The sequence below is a fragment of the Spiroplasma apis B31 genome, from assembly GCF_000500935.1.
Taxonomy (GTDB): domain Bacteria; phylum Bacillota_I; class Bacilli_A; order Mycoplasmatales; family Mycoplasmataceae; genus Spiroplasma_A; species Spiroplasma_A apis.
In genome coordinates, this window is the sequence record NC_022998.1 from 446,050 (window position 1) to 467,820 (window position 21,771).

Below are 21,771 nucleotides of genomic sequence, written 5' to 3' on the forward strand. Positions count from 1 at the left end.
GAATAAGGTAAAAATATGAATAACAGATTATTTCTCTATAATTTGAGACAACCACTTAAAAATAAATGAACTTGAATTTTAAGCACACTATTTGTGGTTTTATCAATAGTAATTGAGCTTGTTTCATTTATAAATTTTTTTAATGATTCTAAAACTATTGCTTCTGGATATTCAACTTTTAATTCATTTTTTTCTGTCAAAAATATTTTTGATTTGATATTTTTAGGCATTTTAATTATTTATTTAACTGTTTTATTATTTTTGATTGATAAAGAAAATGGTAAATTGAGTTTAGAAATTAAAGGTGGCATAAGTTGAAAGTTCATATTCTTACAAAGAATATCGACTTTTATAATTTACCTTTTGTCAATACTATCGATATTTATCTTACTGGAATCTTTAATTGCTATTTCAATAATTAAAAACTATAAAGATGCAGCCTTAAAAATTTTCAAAACTTTTCCCTTTCTGTTTTTATACTCAATAATTGTATTTTCTATAACATTAGTTTTAATCTTGTTCATAAATAAAAAAATTAGCTTACCTGTAATTTCTTTTTTTATAACCTTATTATCTCTTTCTCCAATAATAGGTATCTCAAATTATGACAAAACAAATAAAATTTATGAAGTGATGGGTAAATATTCGGGATTAAAACGTTATCATAATTACGATACAAATATGAAAAAGGATGAAAATTTAAAAAATATTGATAAATCATTTTATAAAATTTATTCAAGTACTAAAACAGATGATGCCACAGCCTTGTTAACGGGTAATTATCATTATCTTGTTGAAAAAACAGATATTTTTAAAGATGAACCAAGTTTAGTTGAGTTAATCAAACATTTTGACAAAATTTTCGAAAACAATATTAGTAGTTTTAAAAAGTATGATTCTCAATCAAATTATCATAAGATCAAACAGAGTTATATCTATAAAATGAATATTTTATTCATGAAATCATCAGAAGTTAATGATAATTACCTATATAATTTAATAAAAAAAGTGAGTGATTTAAATAAAGAACCGAAGTATGACTTATTTTTGAAAACTTTAGAAGAATTTTCATTAGAGTTTTTAAAATTTTTCGATTCAATTAGTTTCTCTTCAATAGATATTTCCAGAGTTAGACTTGAAAATTTTATTAATGAAAACGAAAACCACCAAAAATCATTTTTGAACGATTCTGACAATTATTATAAAACTGTAGATCAAATTGATTTTTATTGGTTTTTATCTTTAATTTATTTTGAAATGTACAGTATTGCTAAAACAAATCTTTCTAATTTAGTGTTAGATGATGGCTTTCAAGAAAATCTGTCGGAGCTAAAAAAACAAGCAAATTATAACCCATTTAATCAATTATCCTCTTTACAATTTGGAGATTATAAAGAAGATAATAGTGATGTTTATTACAAAACTTTTGGTAAATCAGTTTACCAAAGTTCATTACCTATAATGATAATACCAAATTCAATCAAATATTATAAAGTTGCAAGTAAACCTGAAAACTCTAATATAAGTTTCGATGATATAGAAGAAGTTGAAGTTACTATCACTAACTATGTAGAAACTTATTTAGTATATTTACTTTTGTTTATTTTATTAATAGCTCCAAGTTATTTAAGTTTTAGAAGATATTTAGTTAGTCAATAAAGTTAGATATTTAAAGGAGGAGCTAGAATGAGAGAATTTAGAGATAATATTTCAATAATGAATTTCTTATTTAAGAAAATCATCATGAACTATAAATTCATTTTGATAATGTTTTTATTATTCATCTCGGTGACTGTAATGCAAATTATAGTTGTTTTAGCAACCTCTAATAATATCAAATACAAAAGTTCTATTTCCGAACTTTCTCAATATGTTGTTTCCATAATTTATTTTAAAACTATAGTATCAAATATTCTTTTTACGATTTTAAGCTTTGTATTTACATATTATTTTATTAAAAAGCATCAAGATCAAGGAATTTTAAGCTTAGAAATTAAGGCTGGAGTAAAACTAAAATATGGAATATTATATAGGCTAATCATTATTTTCACTTATTGTATTAGTACATTATTAATATGCTTATTTTGCGAATATATTTGTACATTGTTCATAAAAGAAAGTTTCAAGCATATTAGTAGTTTAACATTAAATAAATATAGCTTTTACTTGTTGAATATTATAATTACAGTCAGTTTTACTTTTCTTCTATTTAACTTTATAAAAGATTACGTCGTTTACATACTTTTTGGATCATCATTATTGATATTGCCATTAGTCTCATATTTAATGCCGGTCCTGTTAAAATCAAATCAAACATATTTTAATACAATTAAAAACTCTGCTGAAATAAATACAAAAAGCATTATTTTTGATGATCTATATAAACTATCCAATAGTATACTTGAAGATAATCTTTTGAAAAGTTCATTAAACTTGAAGTTTGATATAGGCTCAACTAAAGATAAAACTGTAAGTCAAGGGAACTTTTTAAATGATAATTACTTAAATAGAATAAAAAAAGAAAATCAGGAGTTTTTTGACTTTATAAGTTACATTCATGATCGGTATAAAACAATATATCCTAATTCATCAATATCGGATTATCCACAGTTAAATAATTTTTATTACAACAAGGTTATAACCATCGAAACATTTGACCCATATTATTTTTTCAATATATTAAAAGACTTTAATAATCATGACAATAACTTACTTTACAAAGATTTTTTTAAAAATCTAGAAATATTCTCAAAAAAGTTTATATTTAATAATACTTTTAACGATAATTTATATATTGATGATAATTCAGCTAAAATAGATATAAATTTATGAGAATACAAAGATTTAAATAAGTACACTTCATTCCAAGAAATTTCTATGTATTGATTGATTTCAACATTGTATCAGTCATTAGATAATTTTTCGATTGAACGTGAAAAGGGTGTCGATAGTATAGAAATATTGATCGATAATAAAAATAGTAAAATAATAAATAGCATAAAAACACTTTTGTATCTTAATCCAATAGAATTATTTAATCAAATAAGATTAGGAAGTTATTACAATAAAGGATTATATTATCAAAATATTGGAAATTACTTTGATGATAATAATTTCACTCTTGGACGTGAATATTGATCATTAAAAGAAAAAACTATACCGATAATAAATACAGATTATAAAATATTAAATTATGAAGGCAAAAAAAGAGTCATTTTTAATTATGAAGGATTTTACTTTTTCCTATTAATTTTGAGCTTTTTTATAATTTGATTAAACTATTATAAATTGAAATTAACAATAATCAGTTAAGAATAAGGAGATAAATATGATTGAAGTAATTAATTTAAGTAAAAGCTTTAAAAAAAATAAAAACCCCGCAATCAAAGACATTAGTTTCAAAATAAACAAAAATGATATATGTTTATTTTGTGGACCTAATGGTGCAGGTAAAACCACAACTATTAAATCAATTTTCCAGGAACTAAAATATGATAGCGGACAAATAAAAACAAACCAAAATAAACTAACTAGTAAAGATCTAAATAAGTTTGCTTTTTTCCCTGACAGCAACAATATCCCTTTAACTTTGACTGTAAAGGAATATATTGAGTACGTTGGTATAATTTATAAAGTAGACAAAAAAACTTTGGCAGAAAAGTTAGAATCGTTAAAAGAATCCTTCAATTTAGAGGAGCATTTTAACAAAAAATTAAAAGAATTATCCGCTGGTTGAAAAAAAAGAGCTATTTTCGCAGCAATTTTAGTTAATGAACCAGAATATATATTCATGGATGAACCTACAGCTAATTTAGATATCGCTTCTCAAGATTATTTTGTGAAATTAGTCAAAGAATTGAACAAAAAAGGAGTAACTTTTTTTATTACAACACATCAAATAGAAGATTTTGCTAAAATAACTAATCATTTAATATTGATAAATAAAGGTGAAGTTTTACTAGATAAATATGTAGATGGTGAAAAAGAAAATTTGAAAGAATTGTATTTAAAGTATATTAATGAAAATGAGAAAAACCCTAATTTATATGAAAAAATATATAAAAATAACAAAAAATAAAGATTTTTTCTTATTACTTAGACTGAAATACTAAATTTTGTATTTAATAGCATAAAATTTTGAAGTTTATAATATCAATCTTTAATGACTTTTTTCATTCTATTAAATTTGAATTTTAATAATATATGGTTTACAACATATTTAGGACATTTATAAAATTAGTTTTAATATGATATAATTTATTTGTGAATAAATATCAAATTTATTTATCGAAATAGAAAGAGGGAATAAATATGAAGAAATTAATTATGTTAGGAGCGTTTGCTTTAACCGCTTCTTCAAGTACTTTAGCAGTATCATGTAGTGAAAATATACCAGAATTTTCAACAACTAAAAGATTAGGATTTTTAGATAAAACTGAATTTACATCAAAAACTGATAGAATAACTATTTTTATTATTTTGCCAGAAGATTTAAGTTCAAAATATAAATTCGATGTTTTCTTTAATAATGCAGATAGTACTAAAAAAGATGAAACTTTAAAAGTTTCAGAATTGAAACAAAATGCTGATAACAAAAGAATTTACCATGGTGAAATAACATTCAATGCGGAAGCAGAGTACCCAAAAACAGAAAAAGTTGTAAAACTTAATATTGGATTTAAAGATGTTATCACACAAAGAATTTTTGCTGATAAAGAAATAACAATCAAACCAGAAACAAGCAAAGTTGATTAATAATTAAAAATCGATGTTTTAAAGTTAAGTAATTTTTTAAAGATACAAACTATATAGCTAATCAATTAGTTAATTTGTATCAAAAGTATACACAAAAACACCAAATTATTTTAATATTTTAGAAATTTTGATTTATAATTAAATAGTCAGATTCAAAAAGGAGGGGAAGACGTAAGTCTTCTTTTCTATTTCTTGGGTAATGTAATGACAAAATATATATAAATAATATATTAGGAGGATTAAAATACCATGATTGATGGTGCGAAATTATTAGAAGCAATTTATACAATTGCAAAAGAAAAAAAAATCGAAAAAGATTTAGTATTTGAAGGAATTAGAGAAGGTTTTCAAAAAGCTTATGAAAAATACTTCGATCCAGAAGCTATCGTGCGAGTTGATATTGACGAAGTAACTGGACAAATTAAAGTTTTTAAAGAATTGACTATTGTTCAACAAATTGAAGATGAGTGATTAGAAATAGGAATAAACGCTGCTAAAGAAAAGTATGGTGATGATGTAACTATTGGTCAAAATATTTATGAACCAGTTTTATTCAATAAAGATTTTTCTAAACTTGCAGTTGCTCAAGTAGGTCAGATAATAAAACAAAAAATACGTGAAGGTGAAAAAAATAAAATATATGAAGAATTTTTACCTAAAAATCATGAGATTGTTGGGGGGTTTGTAAAAGATGTTACAGAAACCAACTACTTGATAGACGTTGATGGTTCAATTATTCCTATTTGAAATAAAAAAATGATTCCTGGGGAAGATTTCGATGAAGGTGATAGAATTTGCTTCTATATTGAGGAAGTATCTAAGGATAATAAACATTCTCAAATACAAGCTTCAAGAATCCACCCTGAATTCTTATCTAAATTAATTGAAACATATGTACCTGAAATTGCTGAAGGTATTATTGAGGTTAAATCAGTAGCTAGAGAACCTGGAAAACGTTCTAAATTAGCTGTTTATTCATATGAAGAAGGTGTTGACCCAATAGGTGCTTGTGTTGGTGCTGCTGGAAGTAGAATTAAAGACGTTTCAAAAGAGCTAAATGGAGAAAAGATTGACATTATTCTTTGAAATGAGGATCGCAAGACCTTCGTTATGAATTCTTTGGCACCAGTTAAAGTGATTAGTATCGAGATTGATGAAGAAGAAAATGAATGTTTTATCGTGGTACCTAATGAACAATTATCATTAGCTATTGGTAAAAAAGGTATGGCAGCTAGATTGGTTGCAAACCTTGTAAACATGAAAATTAATATTTTTTCATTAGATAACGCAAAAGAAAAAGGTATGGAAATTCACTGAAATGGAAATATTACAGAAGATGAATTATCAAACCCTGATTTTTTAAATAAAGTAAATAAAAAAAGGGAAAGAACACCATACAAACCTAAATACAATGATAATAAGTTCCAAGATGATCTTGAAGATGAACTACTTTTCGAAAGCAACGCTTCGATAGATGAAATTCAATCTAATATTGCTGCTTTTGAAGATTTGGAAGATAGCAATGTCGATGATTTAACAATCGATCCTGATGAATATGATAATTACTACGAAGGGTAAGAATAATATGCAAAATAAACATATTAGTTTGAGAAAAGACGTTGCATCTAATAAAATGTATCCGAAATTAGAATTAATTAGAATTGTTAAAAATAAAGAAGGTAAAATTTTTATAGATAATACAAGAAAAGCAAATGGTAGAGGAATCTATATTAGACCAACAATAGCTTCAGTAGAGAAAATTAAAAAAACAAAAATTCTTGAAAAAGGTTTGAAAACTAAAGTTGAAGATGAAATATATAATCTATTAATTGAAGAAATTGAAAACAATTGAGATTAATGAAAAGCTTACTTAATTGCTTAGGTATGGCATCTTCTGCAAATAAATTGGTTTATGGTGAACAATTATTCAAAAAAATACAACAAAGAAAAATTAAATTAGTATTAACAACTTCGGATATGGGTAAAAGTCAATTAAAAAAAATAAATGACAAGTGCAGTTTCTATGAAACTGAAATCATAAATGGATTATTCAACTCAGATGAACTAAATAAGTCAGTTGGAAGAAAAAATGTGAAAGCTGTTGGTTTAGAAGACATCAATTTTATTAAACTTATCAAAAAAAATATATAAGCAAGGAGATGATTTTATGGCAAAAAATGAAAAAAATCAAAAAAATAAACAAATAGCCAAAAATAAGTCTAAAGCTCATACCGCTAACTTAAAGAACAAGTTAAAAGAAACCAAACAAACCGGTTTAATTGATGGTGTTTTTGTATATACAGAACCACTTTCAATTGCAGACTTTGCAAGTAAAATAAATAAAGGTGCAGCCGAAATTGTTAAGTGATTTTTCACTAATGGGAGTATGGTCACACAAAATCAAATGTTAACAGAAGAGCAAATGGGAGAGTTGTGTCTAGAGTTTGGATACGATTTCAAGAAAGAAACAGCAGTCACAAAAGAAAATATTTTTGAGACATTTGATGTAAAAGATGACCCAAAAGATTTAAAAAACAAACCACCAGTTGTGACAATAATGGGTCATGTCGATCACGGTAAAACTACATTATTAGACTCAATAAGAAATGCCAATGTAACACAAGGTGAGTTCGGTGGAATCACACAACATATTGGTGCTTACCAAGTTACATTAAAAAATAACAAAATTACATTTATCGACACTCCAGGTCATGAAGCTTTTACAGAAATGAGAGCAAGAGGAAGTGAAGTTACTGACATTGTAATATTAGTTGTAGCTGCAGATGATGGTATTATGCCCCAAACTGAAGAAGCAATTGACCATGCCAAAGCAGCAGAAGTTCCAATTATAGTGTTTATAAACAAAATAGATAAACCAGATTCTGACCCTAATAAGGTTAAGGTTGAATTGATGAAATATGGTATTGTGGCTGAAGAATTCGGTGGAGAAGTACCGTTCATAGAAGGTTCTGCGAAAAACAAAATAGGTTTAGATTCTCTACTTGAAACAATATTATTAATTGCCGAACTTAAAGATTTAAAAGCTAATCCTAATAAGTATGCAAAAGGAACAGTTATCGAAGCTCATTTAGACAAATCAAGAGGACCTGTTGCAACAATTTTAGTTCAACAAGGAACTTTGAATTTGAGAGATATAATGATAGCAGGGGGAACTTTTGGTGCAATTAAAGATATAGAAAATGAAAATAAGAGCAAAATAAAGCTAGCATTACCTGGTCAACCAGCTTTGATAATTGGATTAAACGATGTACCAAGAGCTGGAGACAAGTTCATGGTAGTTTCTGATGAAAAAATGGCAAGAACTATTGCCCAAGCTCAAGCAGAAAAACAAGCTTCAGAAGCTAGACAAAAAAATCAAAGTTTTACATTAGATTCTATTAAAAATCAAATTGAGTCTGGTGAGCTAAAATCTATTAATATCATTTTAAAAGCAGACACTCAAGGTACTGTTGAAGCCGTAAGGAATTCAATGCTTAAAATCAGTATTGAAGGAGTAAAAGTCAATGTAATTCGTGCAACTGTTGGTGCTATATCTGTAAGTGATGTTACCTTAGCACTAGCATCTAATGCGCTTATTTATGGTTTTAATGTTAGGCCTAATGCTCAAGTTAGACAAAAAGCCGAAGAAGATGGTGTAGATATCAGATTGCATAATATTATTTACAAATTAATCGAAGAAATTGCAGAAGCAGCCACTGGTATGTTAGACCCAGTTTTTGAAGAAAAATCACTAGGTGAGGCTGAAGTTCGACAACTATTTAGACACTCACAAGTAGGGACTATTGCTGGTTGTAGAATTGTTTCTGGTTCTGTTCCAAGAGCGTCGAAAGTACACGTATTAAGAAATGGTATAGTTATTTATTCAGGTGAATTATCTTCACTTAAAATAAAAAAAGACGATATCAAAGAGGCTCGTGAGGGACAAGAATGTGGAATAACTATCAAAAACTTTAATGATTTGAAAGAAAATGATATCATTGAAGCATACAAGGTAGAAGAGGTGAAATAGTATGGCAAAAGATATTAAACTAGAAAGAACACAATCTACAATCCTAAGAGAATTAAATTTGATCTTACAAAGAGAGTTTCCAGATAGTGAATATGTAAAAACTCTATCAATTCACGAAGTTAGATTATCTAGTGATATGAGTCACGCAAAGATTTTTTACTCATTTTTAGATATAAATGCAGATAAAGAAGAAGTTCAAGAAGAAATCAATGATTATCTTAAAGAAATCAGAATGATTCTTGCAAGTAAAGTTGAAATGAAATCAGTTCCTGAACTAGTTTTTGAATACGATAAATCTTTGGAAAATGCTAACAAAATTGAAGAAATTTTGAAGGACATAAAATAATAACGATAACATATTTGTTTTAAAAAAAATCTAACCATAAATTAAATCGTAATGATTAATTTCCAGTTAGATTTTTTTGTTTATAATCGTTTGTTTAAATATAAATTTATGTTTTAAACTTTGATACAATGAACTGAATTCTATTAGTTGTGAGTGTGAATAATATAATAGCAAATAAGTCAAAAACCATTAAGCTAATTCATGTATTAACAAAGACGAACATTCCATATAATGTGTCTTGTTCAATTGCTGCTCTACCCAAAGAAAGCAAAGCAGAAAAGAATGGTTGAACAAATAAAATTATTGTTCCAGCACAAACTGAACACATAACTTTATATATTCGACTTTCAACATAATATATTCTAAAAATTTTATCAAATAACAATCAAAACATTAGGACCCAAATCATTAGACCTAATGATGATGTAAACCTAAATAAAGGGCTTAATCCCCAAATTAAAAATTGTAATAATCCATCTAACAAACCTGTTATCATACCCCAGTATACGCCAACTACTTGAAAGCTTATAGCTATCACAAAATATTTTAATACAAATCCCAAATTTATAGTTGTTAATGGGACGGGTATAATTACATTGATTAAGCTAACAGCTGTAGAAATACTTAGTAACAAACTGACAAGGGCTATATTAAGTGTTTCACTCTTAACTCTTGCTCGTTTATTTAATTTAGAAAGTTTGCTGATTTCATAATCTAAGTCGATATTATCTAAATCATAACTTATCTTATCTTGAACCGTTACATTTTGATTATCAACCTCTTGATTAATGTCATCAGTATTTTTCATTTTAATCTCCATTCTAATTAAATTTATTAAATAGAATTCAATTCATTTATTCACCTCGATAATTATTATATAATATTCTAAATAGGAGATAACAAAATGCATAGTTTTTTTTTGGAAGAAAAATTTGAGGATAAGTTTGTTATCAAAGGTGACGATCTACATCATCTTAGAAATGTCGTAAAATTAAAGACAGGGGAAGAAATTTATTGTATTTTTGAGGAAAAAAAATATTTATGCGAAATATTTAATGTAACTCAAGATGAATGTACAGCAATTATAAAAAAACAACTTTCTGCTCAAAAATCATTAATGACCACTAACTTAATTGTTGGAGTAATTAGAGAACAAAAATGAGATTTAATTTTACAAAAAGCAACTGAGTTAGGGATAGATAATATTTATCCTGTTATTTTTTCAAGAAATGTTGTTAACATAGATCCAAAAAAAGAAGAAGCTAAATTATCTCGCTGACAAAATATATGTGTTGAAGCTGCAAAACAATCTAAAAGATTAACTATCCCTAAAATACATTCGATAATAAGAGATATCAATAAGATCAATAATATCAACTCTGATCTAAAACTAGTTGCTTGAGAGCAAGAGAATGAAAAGAGTTTCAAACAATTTCTAAAAACTAATTGAGAAACTATCAACATAATTATTGGACCAGAGGGCGGAATTAGTGAAAATGAAATATCAAAACTACAACAAATGAATTATAAGACAGTATCGCTCGGTGATAATATTCTAAGAGCGGAAACTGCGGCTATTTATGCGCTTAGTGCGATTGTTTATGAAAAGAATGATTAATTAAGTATTGAGATGAGGTAAACTATGTTTGAGAAAAAACAAAGTCTTTCTGTTACAACGGATATAAAATTGATAAACAAACAGTTAAAGACAGTTTCTTTACCTAATGAACTAAAAAGGTTTATCGATAAAAATATTAGGTTCATTCAAAATGAGCTTAAGAAATATGTAAGAATAAAAAAACATGGTAGTTATGCTATCAAGAATGTTTTTAATTTTGACAATCCTTTCAAAGTCGACTTGTTAGCTATAAAATATGTAAGTAAGAAAAATTATTTTGTCTATGAAAATGAAATAAAAACAAAAGATCATTTTTTTGATTGTGAAATTTGTAAAGTGAACGAAATTGTACTTAAGGCACTAAGAGATAAATATCGAATTAATGATAATATAAATGTTGGATATTTTATTAAAAAATATCCGGCTAAATACATCAAAAACGAATTTATTTATCATACAGATTCAGTCAAAATTGATTTTATTAAAGAAAATAAAATAGTTTTTTCGATAATTATACGTGGTGCTCTTACTCACAATGAATATCCTTTAATTATTTGTAGTAGAAATCAGTATTCAAAATCTTTTTCACTAAACTTTGTTAAAACTTATAAAATACTTAATAAGTTAACCCTAAGAAAACTTGAAATATTATTCTTTTATATAAGGTTAAACTTTCGAGAAAAATATACTGCCAAACAACGTTGATTTATAAAACTAAAAATAATGGAAGATTTGCAATGAAATCTGATTAATAATAATTATTTTAAAGAATGATTAGCATATGCTTTCTATCAACTTTTTCCTAAAAATAAAATTTTAGATGAGTTATTTGAGACTAAGAATATATATTATAAGAAAAGTAAACCATTTGATAAGTTATATTCGTTAGTAAAACTCAAAAATTTAAAATGAGTATATAATAATAGTTATTCTAGTACAAAAAGTTTTTTGGAAAAATATATGAAAATGGCTGAAACCTTTTTTGAAGATGGTAACGAAAAAAACGATATTTTATTCTGATATGATACAACACCATATTTAAAAAATACAACCGGAAATTCTAATATAACTATGAAAAAAAGAAAAAAATTATATGATGATTTAGAGATACGTATAGTTACCAAAAACGTTTATCCATCAGATAATAATATTGGTTTATTTCTTGTTTTTATAAGTTTTTATAAATACGATATAAATTTAGGAGAGATTTTTAATGTCTAAACCAAATCTATGTGCCCAATGAAAGATAGCTATAAATAAAAATTTATCCATAAATAAAGAGTTAATCAATTACATTAAGGAAAGTTATTTTGAGATTAAAGCTACTACGAATAATTCAGATTATCACTTTGAAAAGTTAGGTGACTTTCGTTATAACTCTTATATTTTAAATGATAATGTAATAGATTTAGATCTTGCTTTGATAAAATACATAACTTATAACTCTTTTGATATGAAAAAAGCTCATGATGAAGTATTAGATTTCTTTAAAAAGCTTCCTCATAAGTTTTCTATCAAAAGAAACGATAACTATATAGTTATCTCAACTCAGTTTAAAAATATAAAAATATATTTTAGAATAATTCTGATGATTAGAAATCACGATTCTAAAAATTATATTGATTACGCAAATCGAAATGGGAACATAGAAAAAGATTATTGTTCAAAATTAACAAATGATTTCATTAAAGCTAATAATATTAGTAACGGAGTCTTGTTTAAGTTCAAAAAACTATTAAATTTTATTCTTGGTGGACAATTTAAGTACACCTATAATATCGATTATGCGATTATCACTTGATTTTATGAATATTTATGTAGAACAATAAATACTTATGTAGAGAGTAAAACTGCAAGGGAAGGGTCTAGTTTTAATATTGATCAATTTATGAATAGAAAGAATTTAAAAAAATGATTTGCTAAAGAGATAAAAATCAATAATTTATTCTATTTTATACTTATAAAGTTTCAAGATACCAATACTTATTACTTTAATAGTTTAGAGTTTGAAGATTACGAAATCTTTCAAGGTGTTTCAAGGTATTCTCTAAATACAAAAACCTCATTTAGACAACCAATCACATATTTTGATGGTTTTAGAATTTTTGACTTGGAAAACTATGATGATCTTAATGATATATCATCAAAATACTCTAATAGCGATGGATATTCAAAAGTTTCTTGGGACAAGGCTAAAAGTGATGGTAAAAGATACTTTGTAAGCCCAAAAATTATTACAGGATTTTCTAATTATGCAATGTTTAAAAAATGATTCACAAAATTAGGAGCTTCTTTATATACTAAATTATCAGATGATTTAAAAAAAGACATCAGAACTAAATATCAAAGAGAGGCTATGGAAGATCTTAATATAATCGCTCATAATTGATTAACAAGTTATCAAAACAAAATCAGTTATTTAATACCTTATTTTGATAAAAAGTATCCATTCAACTCGCAAGCTAACTTTGACATAACTATAAAGGCAATTCTTACAATACTAGAAAAAATCAACCCAGAAGATTGGATTATTGAAAATGATAATTAAGAAAAAACAACCTAATCTAAGGTTGTTTTTACTTATCTTTTTGCTTCATAAGGTCATTTCTTCGCTTGATATGAACATTTTCAGCTGTTTTTCCGATATGTCTATAAAGATCTCTACTAGCTTTTATTCTCAATTTTTTCAATTCTTCGTCACAAAACACTCATGTTAATCAAATGATATGAAAATGTCTTAAATACTTTAATTCTCTTTCATCATACATTTCATAACTAAGTTTATATGCTTCACTTTGAGCATAATCCACTCATTTTTGTGGGTCAATGTTTTGATTATAGGTTTCTTTAGCCAATTGTTGGTAAGATAAAGCCTTTTTAACAATTATGTCTTCAAGTGATTGAATTGTATTTGCTACTTCACTAACAACTGCTTGATCAAAATCATCGAAAGAGTTGAACTGATGTTTGGACAAGTAAAACATTTGAGTGCTCAAGTTACTTACAGGATTTGCTCCTCCACCCAAGTTTTCTTTTTCGGCAATAGTTTTAAATTCTGCTTCGATTTCACGATAAAAATCTGATTTTATACGCACAATATCACCCCGCCGCTTATCAATTGTAAATATTATAACATAAATATGACCATTTTTCCTTTTCAAACAGGACAGTAGAGGGTATAATTAAGTTAAATGTGATTAGACAACTTGGAGGTATTTATGTCTCAAAAATCAGGTATTTATTTAATAAATAAACCAAGCGGTATAACTTCAAATGATCTAATACAAAAACTAAAAAGAAAATTCCAAATAAAGAAAATTGGTCATGCAGGTACATTAGATCCATTGGCGACAGGGATAATGGTAATACTTGTTAACCAAGCTACTAAAATTTCAAATTACTTATTGAGTAAAGATAAGATTTACAATGTTACAATGAAATTATTTATTCAAACAGATTCTGATGACATCACTGGAGCAGTATTGAAAGAAGAAACACCAAGAAAGTTTAGTAAAAAAGAAATTACTGATGTTGTCAATAAATACGATGGATATATGTATGAACAATATCCACCAATCTATTCTGCTGTTAAAGTAGAGGGTAAGAAGTTATACGAATATGCAAGAAATAATCAATCTGTTGAAATAAAACCTAGAACTGTGACGATAAATAGTTGTAAGCTTTTAGATTATAATTCAAAACTAGGAACAATTAAGCTTAGTGTTAGTTGTAGTAAGGGAACTTACATAAGAAGTTTAGTAAAAGATATTGCAAAAGACTTATCAACGATTAGTACAGTCAAGGAGTTAGAAAGAGTGGCTTCTGGTGAGTTCTTCTTAACTGAAGCAAAAACTATTGAGGAAGTGACTGAGAACGATATCATCTCTATCTATGATGGATTAATTCAAAATAAACAAGCTCTGATAGAATACCATAAAATTGAAGATATAAAACAAGGTAAAGCTATTACATTAGTTAATATAAACCTTCCAATTGTTTTTATAATTGATGACAAAAAAAATGTCATAGCAATATATCGATGAGTGGCACACGAACTTTATGCATGTCAAAGAGGATTATGAGAAGTTGATGATAAGGCAATTTTAACAGACGCTGAAAGGTCAAATTTTAATGGTATTAATTAACTCCAACCTTGAAGAAAACGAGAATTTTAGTTTTCAAAAGGGGACAGTAGTTTGTATTGGTTTTTTCGATGGATTACATAAATACCATCAAAAAATATTAAGGAGAGCTCAAAAAATAGCCCAAAAATATGATCTTGATTGAGGTGTAATTACATTTTCAAAAAAAATAAGAGATTATTTAAGGAATAAAAATATTATCATTCAATCAAATCACATAAAATATGATTTAATTTCATCTTCCTACAAACCAAATTTTATTCTTGAGATTCAAGTAAACGATAAAACAATCGCCACCTCAAAACAAGAATTTATTAATTTTTTAAAAGATAAGGTTCTTGTAGAAAAGATAATTGTAGGAAGTGATTTTACTTTTGGACACAAGAGTTCAGGAAATGTTTCAGATTTAATAAATGTTTTTAAATCTGAAAATGTAATTATATACAGACGATGTGAAAAGTACTCAACATCGAACATCAAATATTATTTAAAAAATGGTTTGATAAGGAAAGTTCGGAGACAAATCAAACGGGATTTAGAAATTGAAATTATTAATAATTCGAACAAAAAAAATATGTTTTCAATAGTTGATAGTAATTTAGAATTGAGAGAAGGAACTTATAAAATTGAAATTGATAACAAAAAGTTAAAAGTTCAATATATAAATAATTTTTTTAAAATCGATAATCTAATGCACTCTAAAAAATATTGCATAAAAATATTAAAATTTTATAAAAAATAAAAAAATTTGCTATAATTATTCGGTATTGATGTTTTTACATTGCTATGATTTTCCCTAAATTTTAGCTTTGTTTAAACTTTTTCAATCAAGTTTAAAAGGGGAAAGAAATATGGTTTCAAAAAAACAAAAAGAAGATATTCTAAACGAATTTGGTAGCAATCCAAAAGATACTGGAAAAGCAGAAGTTCAAATTGCTTTGCTTACAACAGATATATCAAACCTTACTGAACATTTGTCTGTTCATAAAAAAGATATAACTTCAAGAAGAAGTTTATTAAAAAAAGTGGCTAAAAGAAGACACTTACTAAACTTCTTATTAAAAAAAGATGTTGAAAGATACAAATCAATAATCGAAAGATTAAAAATAAGAAAATAACCTTTAAAAAAGGTTTTTTTTATCTTTTATTATTATAAAATATTTAAAATCGAGGTAAAAAAATGAACGAAGTTTATGTTAATTTCAGTGCTCTTGCATTAAATGTTGAAGTTTATAACGAAAAACGCAAGTTGATTTTCAAAAAAAGGAGACCTAACTATGAGTTTTTATACGATTATAACAATCGTATAATCGTAGAGAATATTATGCCTGAAATCTATGATATATTTGACGAAGTGTTGAAAAACAATCCAAGAGATACGAAAGTCTTTTTATCATCATTTGGTCACAGTTTGATCCTTTTGGACCAAGATAAGAGACCAATTGATAAAGGATATTGTCCAATTGATAATGTTTCATCCAATGTCGAACAAAATCTAAAGAAAAAACTTAAAAAAATAAATGGATTGATAAACGGTGGATATTTACCTATATTTAAAATTAAAAATGCAAATTATGAGAACCTTAGCGAATGAACAACGCTGAAGGGATGAATTTTAATCAATTTAATTCAAGAAAATATTATAGAAATAACAGATGCTTCCTCAAGTGGATTCTTAGATTACAAACAAAGGTGTTTCTCAGAAACAATTATGAAATTGGTTGATAAGAAAAATCTGATTTACCCAAGTATTTCCAAAAAGGATATAAATTACAAATTTGAATATAAGGGTTATAACTTTTTAATAGGCACTGGAATTTCTGAAGTATATGCTAAACATCTTGCAATTACCAAAAAACAAAATAATATATCCTCGGCTATTGATGACTTTATTTGTTCGAAAGTAATCGTGAATAAAGCTATTCAAGTAGATGACAAATTAGATTTCTGTTATCCAATTACAAATGGTAAATATATTTACGGGTATTTTTCAAAAAACGGAATCAATAACATAAAATTTGTTCTTTCTCAATTGGATATAGATTATGAGAACTTAAATGAATTAGATTTCTCAGACTCAACAATAGAAGATGGACAAGTATCATTTTTTAAAGAAGATGATTACTTGTTGTATCAACAAAAAGTTTTAACTTACAATTTTACAAAAAATACAATCTTCACAATAATCTCTCAAATTGTAGACAAAGTTAATGACTTTCGAACAAATATTGAACTGAAACTTAACAAAAAATGCCAATTATTTATAAGTGGTAAAGGGTTGAAAATCAAAGATATCAACAATCAATTAAAGAACTTATCAAACAATAATTTCACTTTTAAAGAAGTGGAAGAAGCAAACCCAATTAATGGTATGAAAGAGTACTTTAAGAAAAACTAAGAATTTCCTTAAAAAATTCTGAAAACAATTAGAGTGCTAAATAGAAAAAAACTATTTTTTGGTGTATAATAGTAATATGTTTTGGTGTTCCAAAAAAGAATATTAAAATGATTATGTTTTAAGACTAGAAAGATGGTGCTAAAAATTATGGCAAATACAACAAATAAAGGACCAGAAATAAAAGCAGTTAAAAGAGCTGCCTCTAATGCAAAAAGATCACAACATATCCAAACAAGAAAAAAAGTTACTGATCCAAAACCAAACAAAATTGTTAATAAATTAATTAAGTTAACAGAAGGTCAAGAAAAATTCATATGAGAAAAAGCAGACCCAGTATCAGCAACAAACTCAGCTATATATAGAAAAGATGTAGCGGGAGCAATTATTAAACACAATGAATACGGTTTAGAATCTGAATTCGGTTGAGTTCATGCACTAGTTGATCCAGAAGGTGAATACGATGATGTAAACAACATTGTGGCATTGCACTGAATGAATGCTAAAATTAAGCGTAAAGCTGGTGAACCTTGAGTTGCTGCAGTTACTGGCGCTAGAGAAATGCAACAAATTTACAACTACATGAAGGAAGTAAAAGTTCCTGGTGATGCATTGGATAAAGCAAGAAAAACTGTTTTGTTCCAACCATCAATTGTTGAACCAAAAAAAATCAATATTGAAATTAGAAAAGCTCCTTTATCTAAGAAATAATAAAAGATATCCCCGAGAGGGATATTTTTTATATTATAATAATTATGTCCTTTGGGACACCAAGAATATTTGTTATTCTTACGTTTGCGTGAGTGTCCAAAACCGCTCTATAAATTAGTATTTCCTATCTCATGCATTTCATAGCGGGTGGAAATATTTTTTTTGTTTTTTTAATGAGAATTAAAAATTAATAGTTGTTAAAAAAACAAAAAAGGAGGTTAACTTGTCAAAAATAGTCGTTATTGTTGGTCCAACCGCATCAGGTAAAACTGATTTGTCAGTCATACTAGCACAAAAATTTAATGGAGAATGTATCAATGCAGATTCTACCCAAATTTTTCAAGGTACAGATATTGCAACTAATAAAATATCAGAAAGTGAAATGCAAGGCATTCCACATCATTTATTTTCAATAAAAAAAGTTAATGAAAGTTATAGCGTTGCTGATTACCAAAGAGATGGTCGAAAGATAATAAATGAGGTATTAGAACGAGGAAAACTACCGATTATTGTTGGAGGCACTGGACTTTTCATTAATGCACTTATAATGAACTATAATTTTAATAGTAAAGAACATATTCCTGATTTTGAAAATAAATATAGTAATTTGGATAATCAAGAATTATGAAATGTATTAAAAAAAGTTGATAAAGAAGCAGCTCTTTCGATACATCCAAACAATAGATACAGAGTTTTAAGAGCGCTTGAAATTTTCGAAATAAATGGACAAGTAAAATCAACGATAATAAAAAATAATAAACATATGTTTTATGACGAAGTAATTATTATTGGTATAGAACCAGATAGGAAACTTCTACATAAAAAAATTGAAGATAGGGTTTTAAAACTAGTCGAAAAAGGTTTATTCGAAGAAATAAAAAAAGCATGATCAGATAATAATTACAATGAGACTTCGCAAGCTTTGAAGTGTATTGGTGGACCAGAAATTCTATCTTATCTAAAAAATGAAATTAATTATGAAAGATGTATTGAATTGATGCAAAGAAATAATAGAAGATATGCAAGAAGACAATTAACATGGTTTAAAAATCAATTTGAGGACGTAAAATGATTTAATCATGATTATCAAAACTTTCAAGTAATGACTGAAAATGTATCAAATTATATACATTTGAAGTTAAATAATTTATAATAAAAAAAATGAGGCGATATTATGATTTCAATGTATGAACGTGTAGAAAACCTAATCAAAGATAACAGAAATACCACTTTTAAAATTATAGCTAAACAGTTGTTACTTGATTTCCAGCAAGGGATATTTAAATCACAAAATGAACTTGCTGAAACTTGTTTTGTTTCATTGGCAACAATTACTCAATTTTCTAAAGCAACCTTGTGTGAAGGTTACAAAGAATTAACAATCCGTTTGAAAATAGAATACGAAAACACTCTTGGTGGTAATCGTCATGATGCACCAAAAAAAATAGATTATGAGAATCTTGATTTGACCAACTTTGAGGCTATTAAGACCTGAGTTTATGAGTCTTCTGATTTCATTTTAAAGTTCTCAAAAATTATTAATAAAAGAAGAAAATTGTGAATTGCACCTTCGTTTCAATCAATGCAATCAGCAGTTTATCTTCAAACAATTTTAAGAAATCAAGGCATTGAAGTTCATATAATGGATAGTTCTATCAATGTTGAAATTGTAAGACATATTGATTTTAAAAATGAAGTTGTTTTAATTCTTTTCACAGGGAGAGATACTGATACACTTTCTAGAATGCTTGACTTCTTAAAAATATTGACTGCTCATGTATTTATTATTACAACACAAAACCACATAACAGAAATTCCAGACGATAGTAGATGAGAAAAACTTATGGTTAATTATCCTATAAGCACAAATGATTATCGATACCGTTCAATTGCAATGATGATATTGTTTTTCTTAATCTCAGAAAAAGTTTTTTTAAATGCTAAAATAAAATAATTATTATTTTATTTACAATTATTTATTTTATTTGGTGTATTATTGTTTGTAGGTTGATAACATAAAAAAATATCAAAAAAGTTTTAAAATTTATTGACACAAATGTATTAATGATATATTATCTACTTGTGTTTGATTCGCGGGTGTAGTTTAATGGTAGAACTTCAGCCTTCCAAGCTGACTGTGAGGGTTCGATTCCCTTCACCCGCTCCATTATGAAAGTTAACCTCAATATGAGGTTTTTTTATTTATTAATTGGAAAGGTAAGTTATGAAAGAAAATAAAAAGCAAATAAATTTTATAAGAGAGTTTAATAATGATAGAACTAATTTTTTATTAAGTGTCTTATTCGTATCTATCGAATCACTGATCCCTGGAATCACAATTTGAATTCTTGTAGGGTTTGATTTTGGTGTAACAATGAACCAAAATTTACCACAACCAGTAATCGGTTTTGTTGCACTTATTTGTTTTGTTTATTTTCTTTATACTTTTTTATCTACAACAATCTTTTATTTTTGTAAATTTCATAAAGCTGATAACTTTACATTCTCGATCACAATTACTGTAGCAATAATAACTGTTATTTTGATTGGATATAAGTTACCTAATAAAAATGTTTGAATTCTAGTCAAATTCATAATAGTGGTAGTGGCAATTATATTAAGCATGAGTATTTCTGTTTTTACTACATTAGTTTTTAAAAATTATGAACTTCGCCGAAAAGAAAATTTAGAGATCATGTACAAAGCATGAAAAAATGGTGACAAAATACCAACTAATAAAGAGATAAAATTAAGAAGGTACGAAACTTACATCTTCAAAAAAAATAAGAGACAAGAAGATTTGCAAAAGTTTAAACAGGAACTAGATTATAAAATCAACAAACAACTAGAAGAACGTGAGAACAAAAAAAATCAAAGAATAAAAAATATAAATGATAAACTTGATGAAAAAGAAAATAAAAAAAGAAATAAAAAAAATAGTAACTTTAAATAGTTACTATTTTATATCTTTTCTTTCTTTAAGTACTTTGTATTTTATTTTTGCAATTTTGTAATATATTTTTTCCTTAGTTTTTTCATACATATAATTAGCTCATAAAGTCCACAATAAATCTTGATATTTGATAACAAAGTTTAAAATATACATTTCATTTTTCTTTAAAATTCCCTCATTTAAACATTCTTCAATAAAAATATTAACAAAGTCATCGTTACTAGAACAAGTTTCTGTAATGAAACTTGCTATATCAAAGAACTTATTATTTAACATAACAAAGTCGTAATCTATCAATATTAACTCTTGGTCCTTAATTAAGATATTTCCTGGAACCAAATCATTATGACTAATAACTTGTTCCAAGTTATCGATGATTTTCAACTTTTGCTTAATTAATTCATATTCTTGAGTTAAGTCATAAAACATTGTTTTAATACCATTATAAAAAAAATCTAAAAAAAACTCATAATCAAAGTTTTTTATATTTTTTTTATTGACATCAACTTCATGCATTTTCTTAATAGCTGATGCAACCATTTTGAGATGATTTTCTTGAAGTCCAAGTTCCTCTATTGTAAAGTGATTTGTTAAAATTTGAAATTTTGAGGTTAGTTCTCCATTTTCAAATGAAAAAGCTGCAGGTTTTAACATAATTTTTTGATCAGCATCGATAAACTCTAATAATACGTTTTTTTCATTTTTCTTATCTAGATACTCTATGGTTATTGGTTTCGATTTTTTAACTATGTAGCCTTTTTCAACAGTGATATCATTTGTTAACCCCTTGTAAGTTTTTTTCATTTTTGCCACCTCAAGTT

The 21,771-nt window shown here is 26.3% G+C and carries 23 protein-coding genes and 1 tRNA gene; 21 read left to right on the forward strand and 3 right to left on the reverse strand.

Annotated elements, in window-relative coordinates; translation table 4 throughout:
- Positions 1–15 precede the first annotated feature (15 nt).
- The 9 genes from SAPIS_RS02000 to rbfA all read left to right on the forward strand — a co-directional run bounded on the left by SAPIS_RS02000 (position 16) and on the right by rbfA (position 9,131).
- A complete protein-coding gene (locus SAPIS_RS02000) occupies positions 16–1,659 on the forward strand; it encodes an ABC transporter permease (RefSeq protein ID WP_023789164.1) in 1,644 nt (547 codons plus the stop codon).
- A gap of 27 nt (positions 1,660–1,686) precedes the next feature.
- The gene (locus tag SAPIS_RS02005; protein ID WP_023789165.1) at positions 1,687–3,312 is read left to right on the forward strand and encodes a hypothetical protein; all 1,626 of its coding nucleotides are present in this window, start codon (positions 1,687–1,689) and stop codon (positions 3,310–3,312) included.
- Between the two features lie 16 nt (positions 3,313–3,328).
- On the forward strand, positions 3,329–4,078 hold the full coding sequence (locus SAPIS_RS02010) for an ABC transporter ATP-binding protein (RefSeq protein WP_023789166.1): 750 nt from the start codon (positions 3,329–3,331) through the stop codon (positions 4,076–4,078).
- Between the two features lie 233 nt (positions 4,079–4,311).
- Complete coding sequence (locus SAPIS_RS02015) at positions 4,312–4,755, forward strand: lipoprotein (protein ID WP_023789167.1); 444 nt, start codon at positions 4,312–4,314, stop codon at positions 4,753–4,755.
- A 249-nt stretch (positions 4,756–5,004) separates the two neighbouring features.
- Positions 5,005–6,333: a transcription termination factor NusA gene (gene nusA / locus SAPIS_RS02020; protein WP_023789168.1), complete on the forward strand. Its 1,329-nt coding sequence runs from the start codon at positions 5,005–5,007 to the stop codon at positions 6,331–6,333.
- Between the two features lie 7 nt (positions 6,334–6,340).
- Positions 6,341–6,613 carry an RNase P modulator RnpM gene (gene rnpM / locus SAPIS_RS02025; RefSeq protein ID WP_023789169.1) on the forward strand — a complete coding sequence of 91 codons (273 nt, stop codon included), beginning with the start codon at positions 6,341–6,343 and terminating at the stop codon, positions 6,611–6,613.
- The gene (locus tag SAPIS_RS02030) at positions 6,613–6,906 is read left to right on the forward strand and encodes a L7Ae/L30e/S12e/Gadd45 family ribosomal protein (RefSeq protein ID WP_023789170.1); all 294 of its coding nucleotides are present in this window, start codon (positions 6,613–6,615) and stop codon (positions 6,904–6,906) included. The genes rnpM and SAPIS_RS02030 overlap by 1 nt, the downstream gene beginning before the upstream one ends.
- Positions 6,907–6,922: 16 nt before the next feature.
- On the forward strand, positions 6,923–8,785 hold the full coding sequence (infB, locus tag SAPIS_RS02035; protein WP_023789171.1) for a translation initiation factor IF-2: 1,863 nt from the start codon (positions 6,923–6,925) through the stop codon (positions 8,783–8,785).
- Position 8,786: 1 nt separating this feature from the next.
- The gene (gene rbfA / locus SAPIS_RS02040; RefSeq protein WP_023789172.1) at positions 8,787–9,131 is read left to right on the forward strand and encodes a 30S ribosome-binding factor RbfA; all 345 of its coding nucleotides are present in this window, start codon (positions 8,787–8,789) and stop codon (positions 9,129–9,131) included.
- A 106-nt stretch (positions 9,132–9,237) separates the two neighbouring features.
- Here rbfA and SAPIS_RS02045 read toward each other — a convergent pair whose 3' ends face one another.
- Entirely contained in the window at positions 9,238–9,939 is a 702-nt protein-coding gene (locus SAPIS_RS02045; RefSeq protein WP_023789173.1) for a hypothetical protein, read from the reverse strand.
- A 96-nt stretch (positions 9,940–10,035) separates the two neighbouring features.
- Here SAPIS_RS02045 and SAPIS_RS02050 point away from each other — a divergent pair, with 96 nt between their 5' ends.
- From SAPIS_RS02050 to SAPIS_RS02060, 3 genes are read left to right on the forward strand one after another with little or no spacing between them, the layout of a single operon-like run.
- Positions 10,036–10,749, forward strand: a complete 714-nt coding sequence (locus SAPIS_RS02050) for an RsmE family RNA methyltransferase (protein ID WP_023789174.1) — start codon at positions 10,036–10,038, stop codon at positions 10,747–10,749.
- 24 nt (positions 10,750–10,773) lie between these two features.
- A complete protein-coding gene (locus SAPIS_RS02055; RefSeq protein ID WP_023789175.1) occupies positions 10,774–11,970 on the forward strand; it encodes a hypothetical protein in 1,197 nt (398 codons plus the stop codon).
- Positions 11,963–13,297 (forward strand): hypothetical protein, encoded by a 1,335-nt coding sequence (locus tag SAPIS_RS02060; RefSeq protein ID WP_023789176.1) that lies wholly within the window; start codon positions 11,963–11,965, stop codon positions 13,295–13,297. Before SAPIS_RS02055 ends, SAPIS_RS02060 begins: the two co-directional genes overlap by 8 nt.
- Before the next feature lie 28 nt (positions 13,298–13,325).
- Here the strand turns inward: SAPIS_RS02060 and SAPIS_RS02065 are convergent, their stop codons facing one another.
- Positions 13,326–13,910, reverse strand: coding sequence for a hypothetical protein (locus SAPIS_RS02065; protein WP_144083784.1), 585 nt, complete (start codon positions 13,908–13,910; stop codon positions 13,326–13,328).
- 57 nt (positions 13,911–13,967) lie between these two features.
- On the opposite strand from SAPIS_RS02065, the gene truB reads away from it, so the two are divergent.
- From truB to SAPIS_RS02110, 9 genes are all read left to right on the forward strand, one after another.
- Entirely contained in the window at positions 13,968–14,894 is a 927-nt protein-coding gene (truB, locus tag SAPIS_RS02070) for a tRNA pseudouridine(55) synthase TruB (protein WP_023789178.1), read from the forward strand.
- The gene (locus SAPIS_RS02075; protein WP_023789179.1) at positions 14,881–15,633 is read left to right on the forward strand and encodes a nucleotidyl transferase family protein; all 753 of its coding nucleotides are present in this window, start codon (positions 14,881–14,883) and stop codon (positions 15,631–15,633) included. Before truB ends, SAPIS_RS02075 begins: the two co-directional genes overlap by 14 nt.
- A 109-nt stretch (positions 15,634–15,742) precedes the next feature.
- Entirely contained in the window at positions 15,743–16,009 is a 267-nt protein-coding gene (gene rpsO, locus SAPIS_RS02080) for a 30S ribosomal protein S15 (RefSeq protein ID WP_023789180.1), read from the forward strand.
- 62 nt (positions 16,010–16,071) lie between these two features.
- The gene (locus tag SAPIS_RS02085; RefSeq protein ID WP_023789181.1) at positions 16,072–17,289 is read left to right on the forward strand and encodes an FGGY family carbohydrate kinase; all 1,218 of its coding nucleotides are present in this window, start codon (positions 16,072–16,074) and stop codon (positions 17,287–17,289) included.
- 147 nt (positions 17,290–17,436) lie between these two features.
- Complete coding sequence (locus tag SAPIS_RS05175; RefSeq protein ID WP_023789182.1) at positions 17,437–17,997, forward strand: hypothetical protein; 561 nt, start codon at positions 17,437–17,439, stop codon at positions 17,995–17,997.
- Between the two features lie 223 nt (positions 17,998–18,220).
- Positions 18,221–19,150: a tRNA (adenosine(37)-N6)-dimethylallyltransferase MiaA gene (gene miaA, locus SAPIS_RS02095; RefSeq protein ID WP_023789183.1), complete on the forward strand. Its 930-nt coding sequence runs from the start codon at positions 18,221–18,223 to the stop codon at positions 19,148–19,150.
- Between the two features lie 21 nt (positions 19,151–19,171).
- Entirely contained in the window at positions 19,172–19,951 is a 780-nt protein-coding gene (locus SAPIS_RS02100) for a MurR/RpiR family transcriptional regulator (RefSeq protein ID WP_023789184.1), read from the forward strand.
- Between the two features lie 139 nt (positions 19,952–20,090).
- Positions 20,091–20,164: transfer RNA gene (locus SAPIS_RS02105), tRNA-Gly, on the forward strand.
- Positions 20,165–20,221: 57 nt separating this feature from the next.
- The gene (locus SAPIS_RS02110) at positions 20,222–20,950 is read left to right on the forward strand and encodes a DxFTY motif-containing membrane protein (RefSeq protein ID WP_023789185.1); all 729 of its coding nucleotides are present in this window, start codon (positions 20,222–20,224) and stop codon (positions 20,948–20,950) included.
- 3 nt (positions 20,951–20,953) lie between these two features.
- On the opposite strand, the gene SAPIS_RS02115 is transcribed toward SAPIS_RS02110, so the two are convergent.
- Positions 20,954–21,754 carry a phosphotransferase gene (locus SAPIS_RS02115; RefSeq protein ID WP_023789186.1) on the reverse strand — a complete coding sequence of 267 codons (801 nt, stop codon included), beginning with the start codon at positions 21,752–21,754 and terminating at the stop codon, positions 20,954–20,956.
- Positions 21,755–21,771 lie beyond the last annotated feature (17 nt).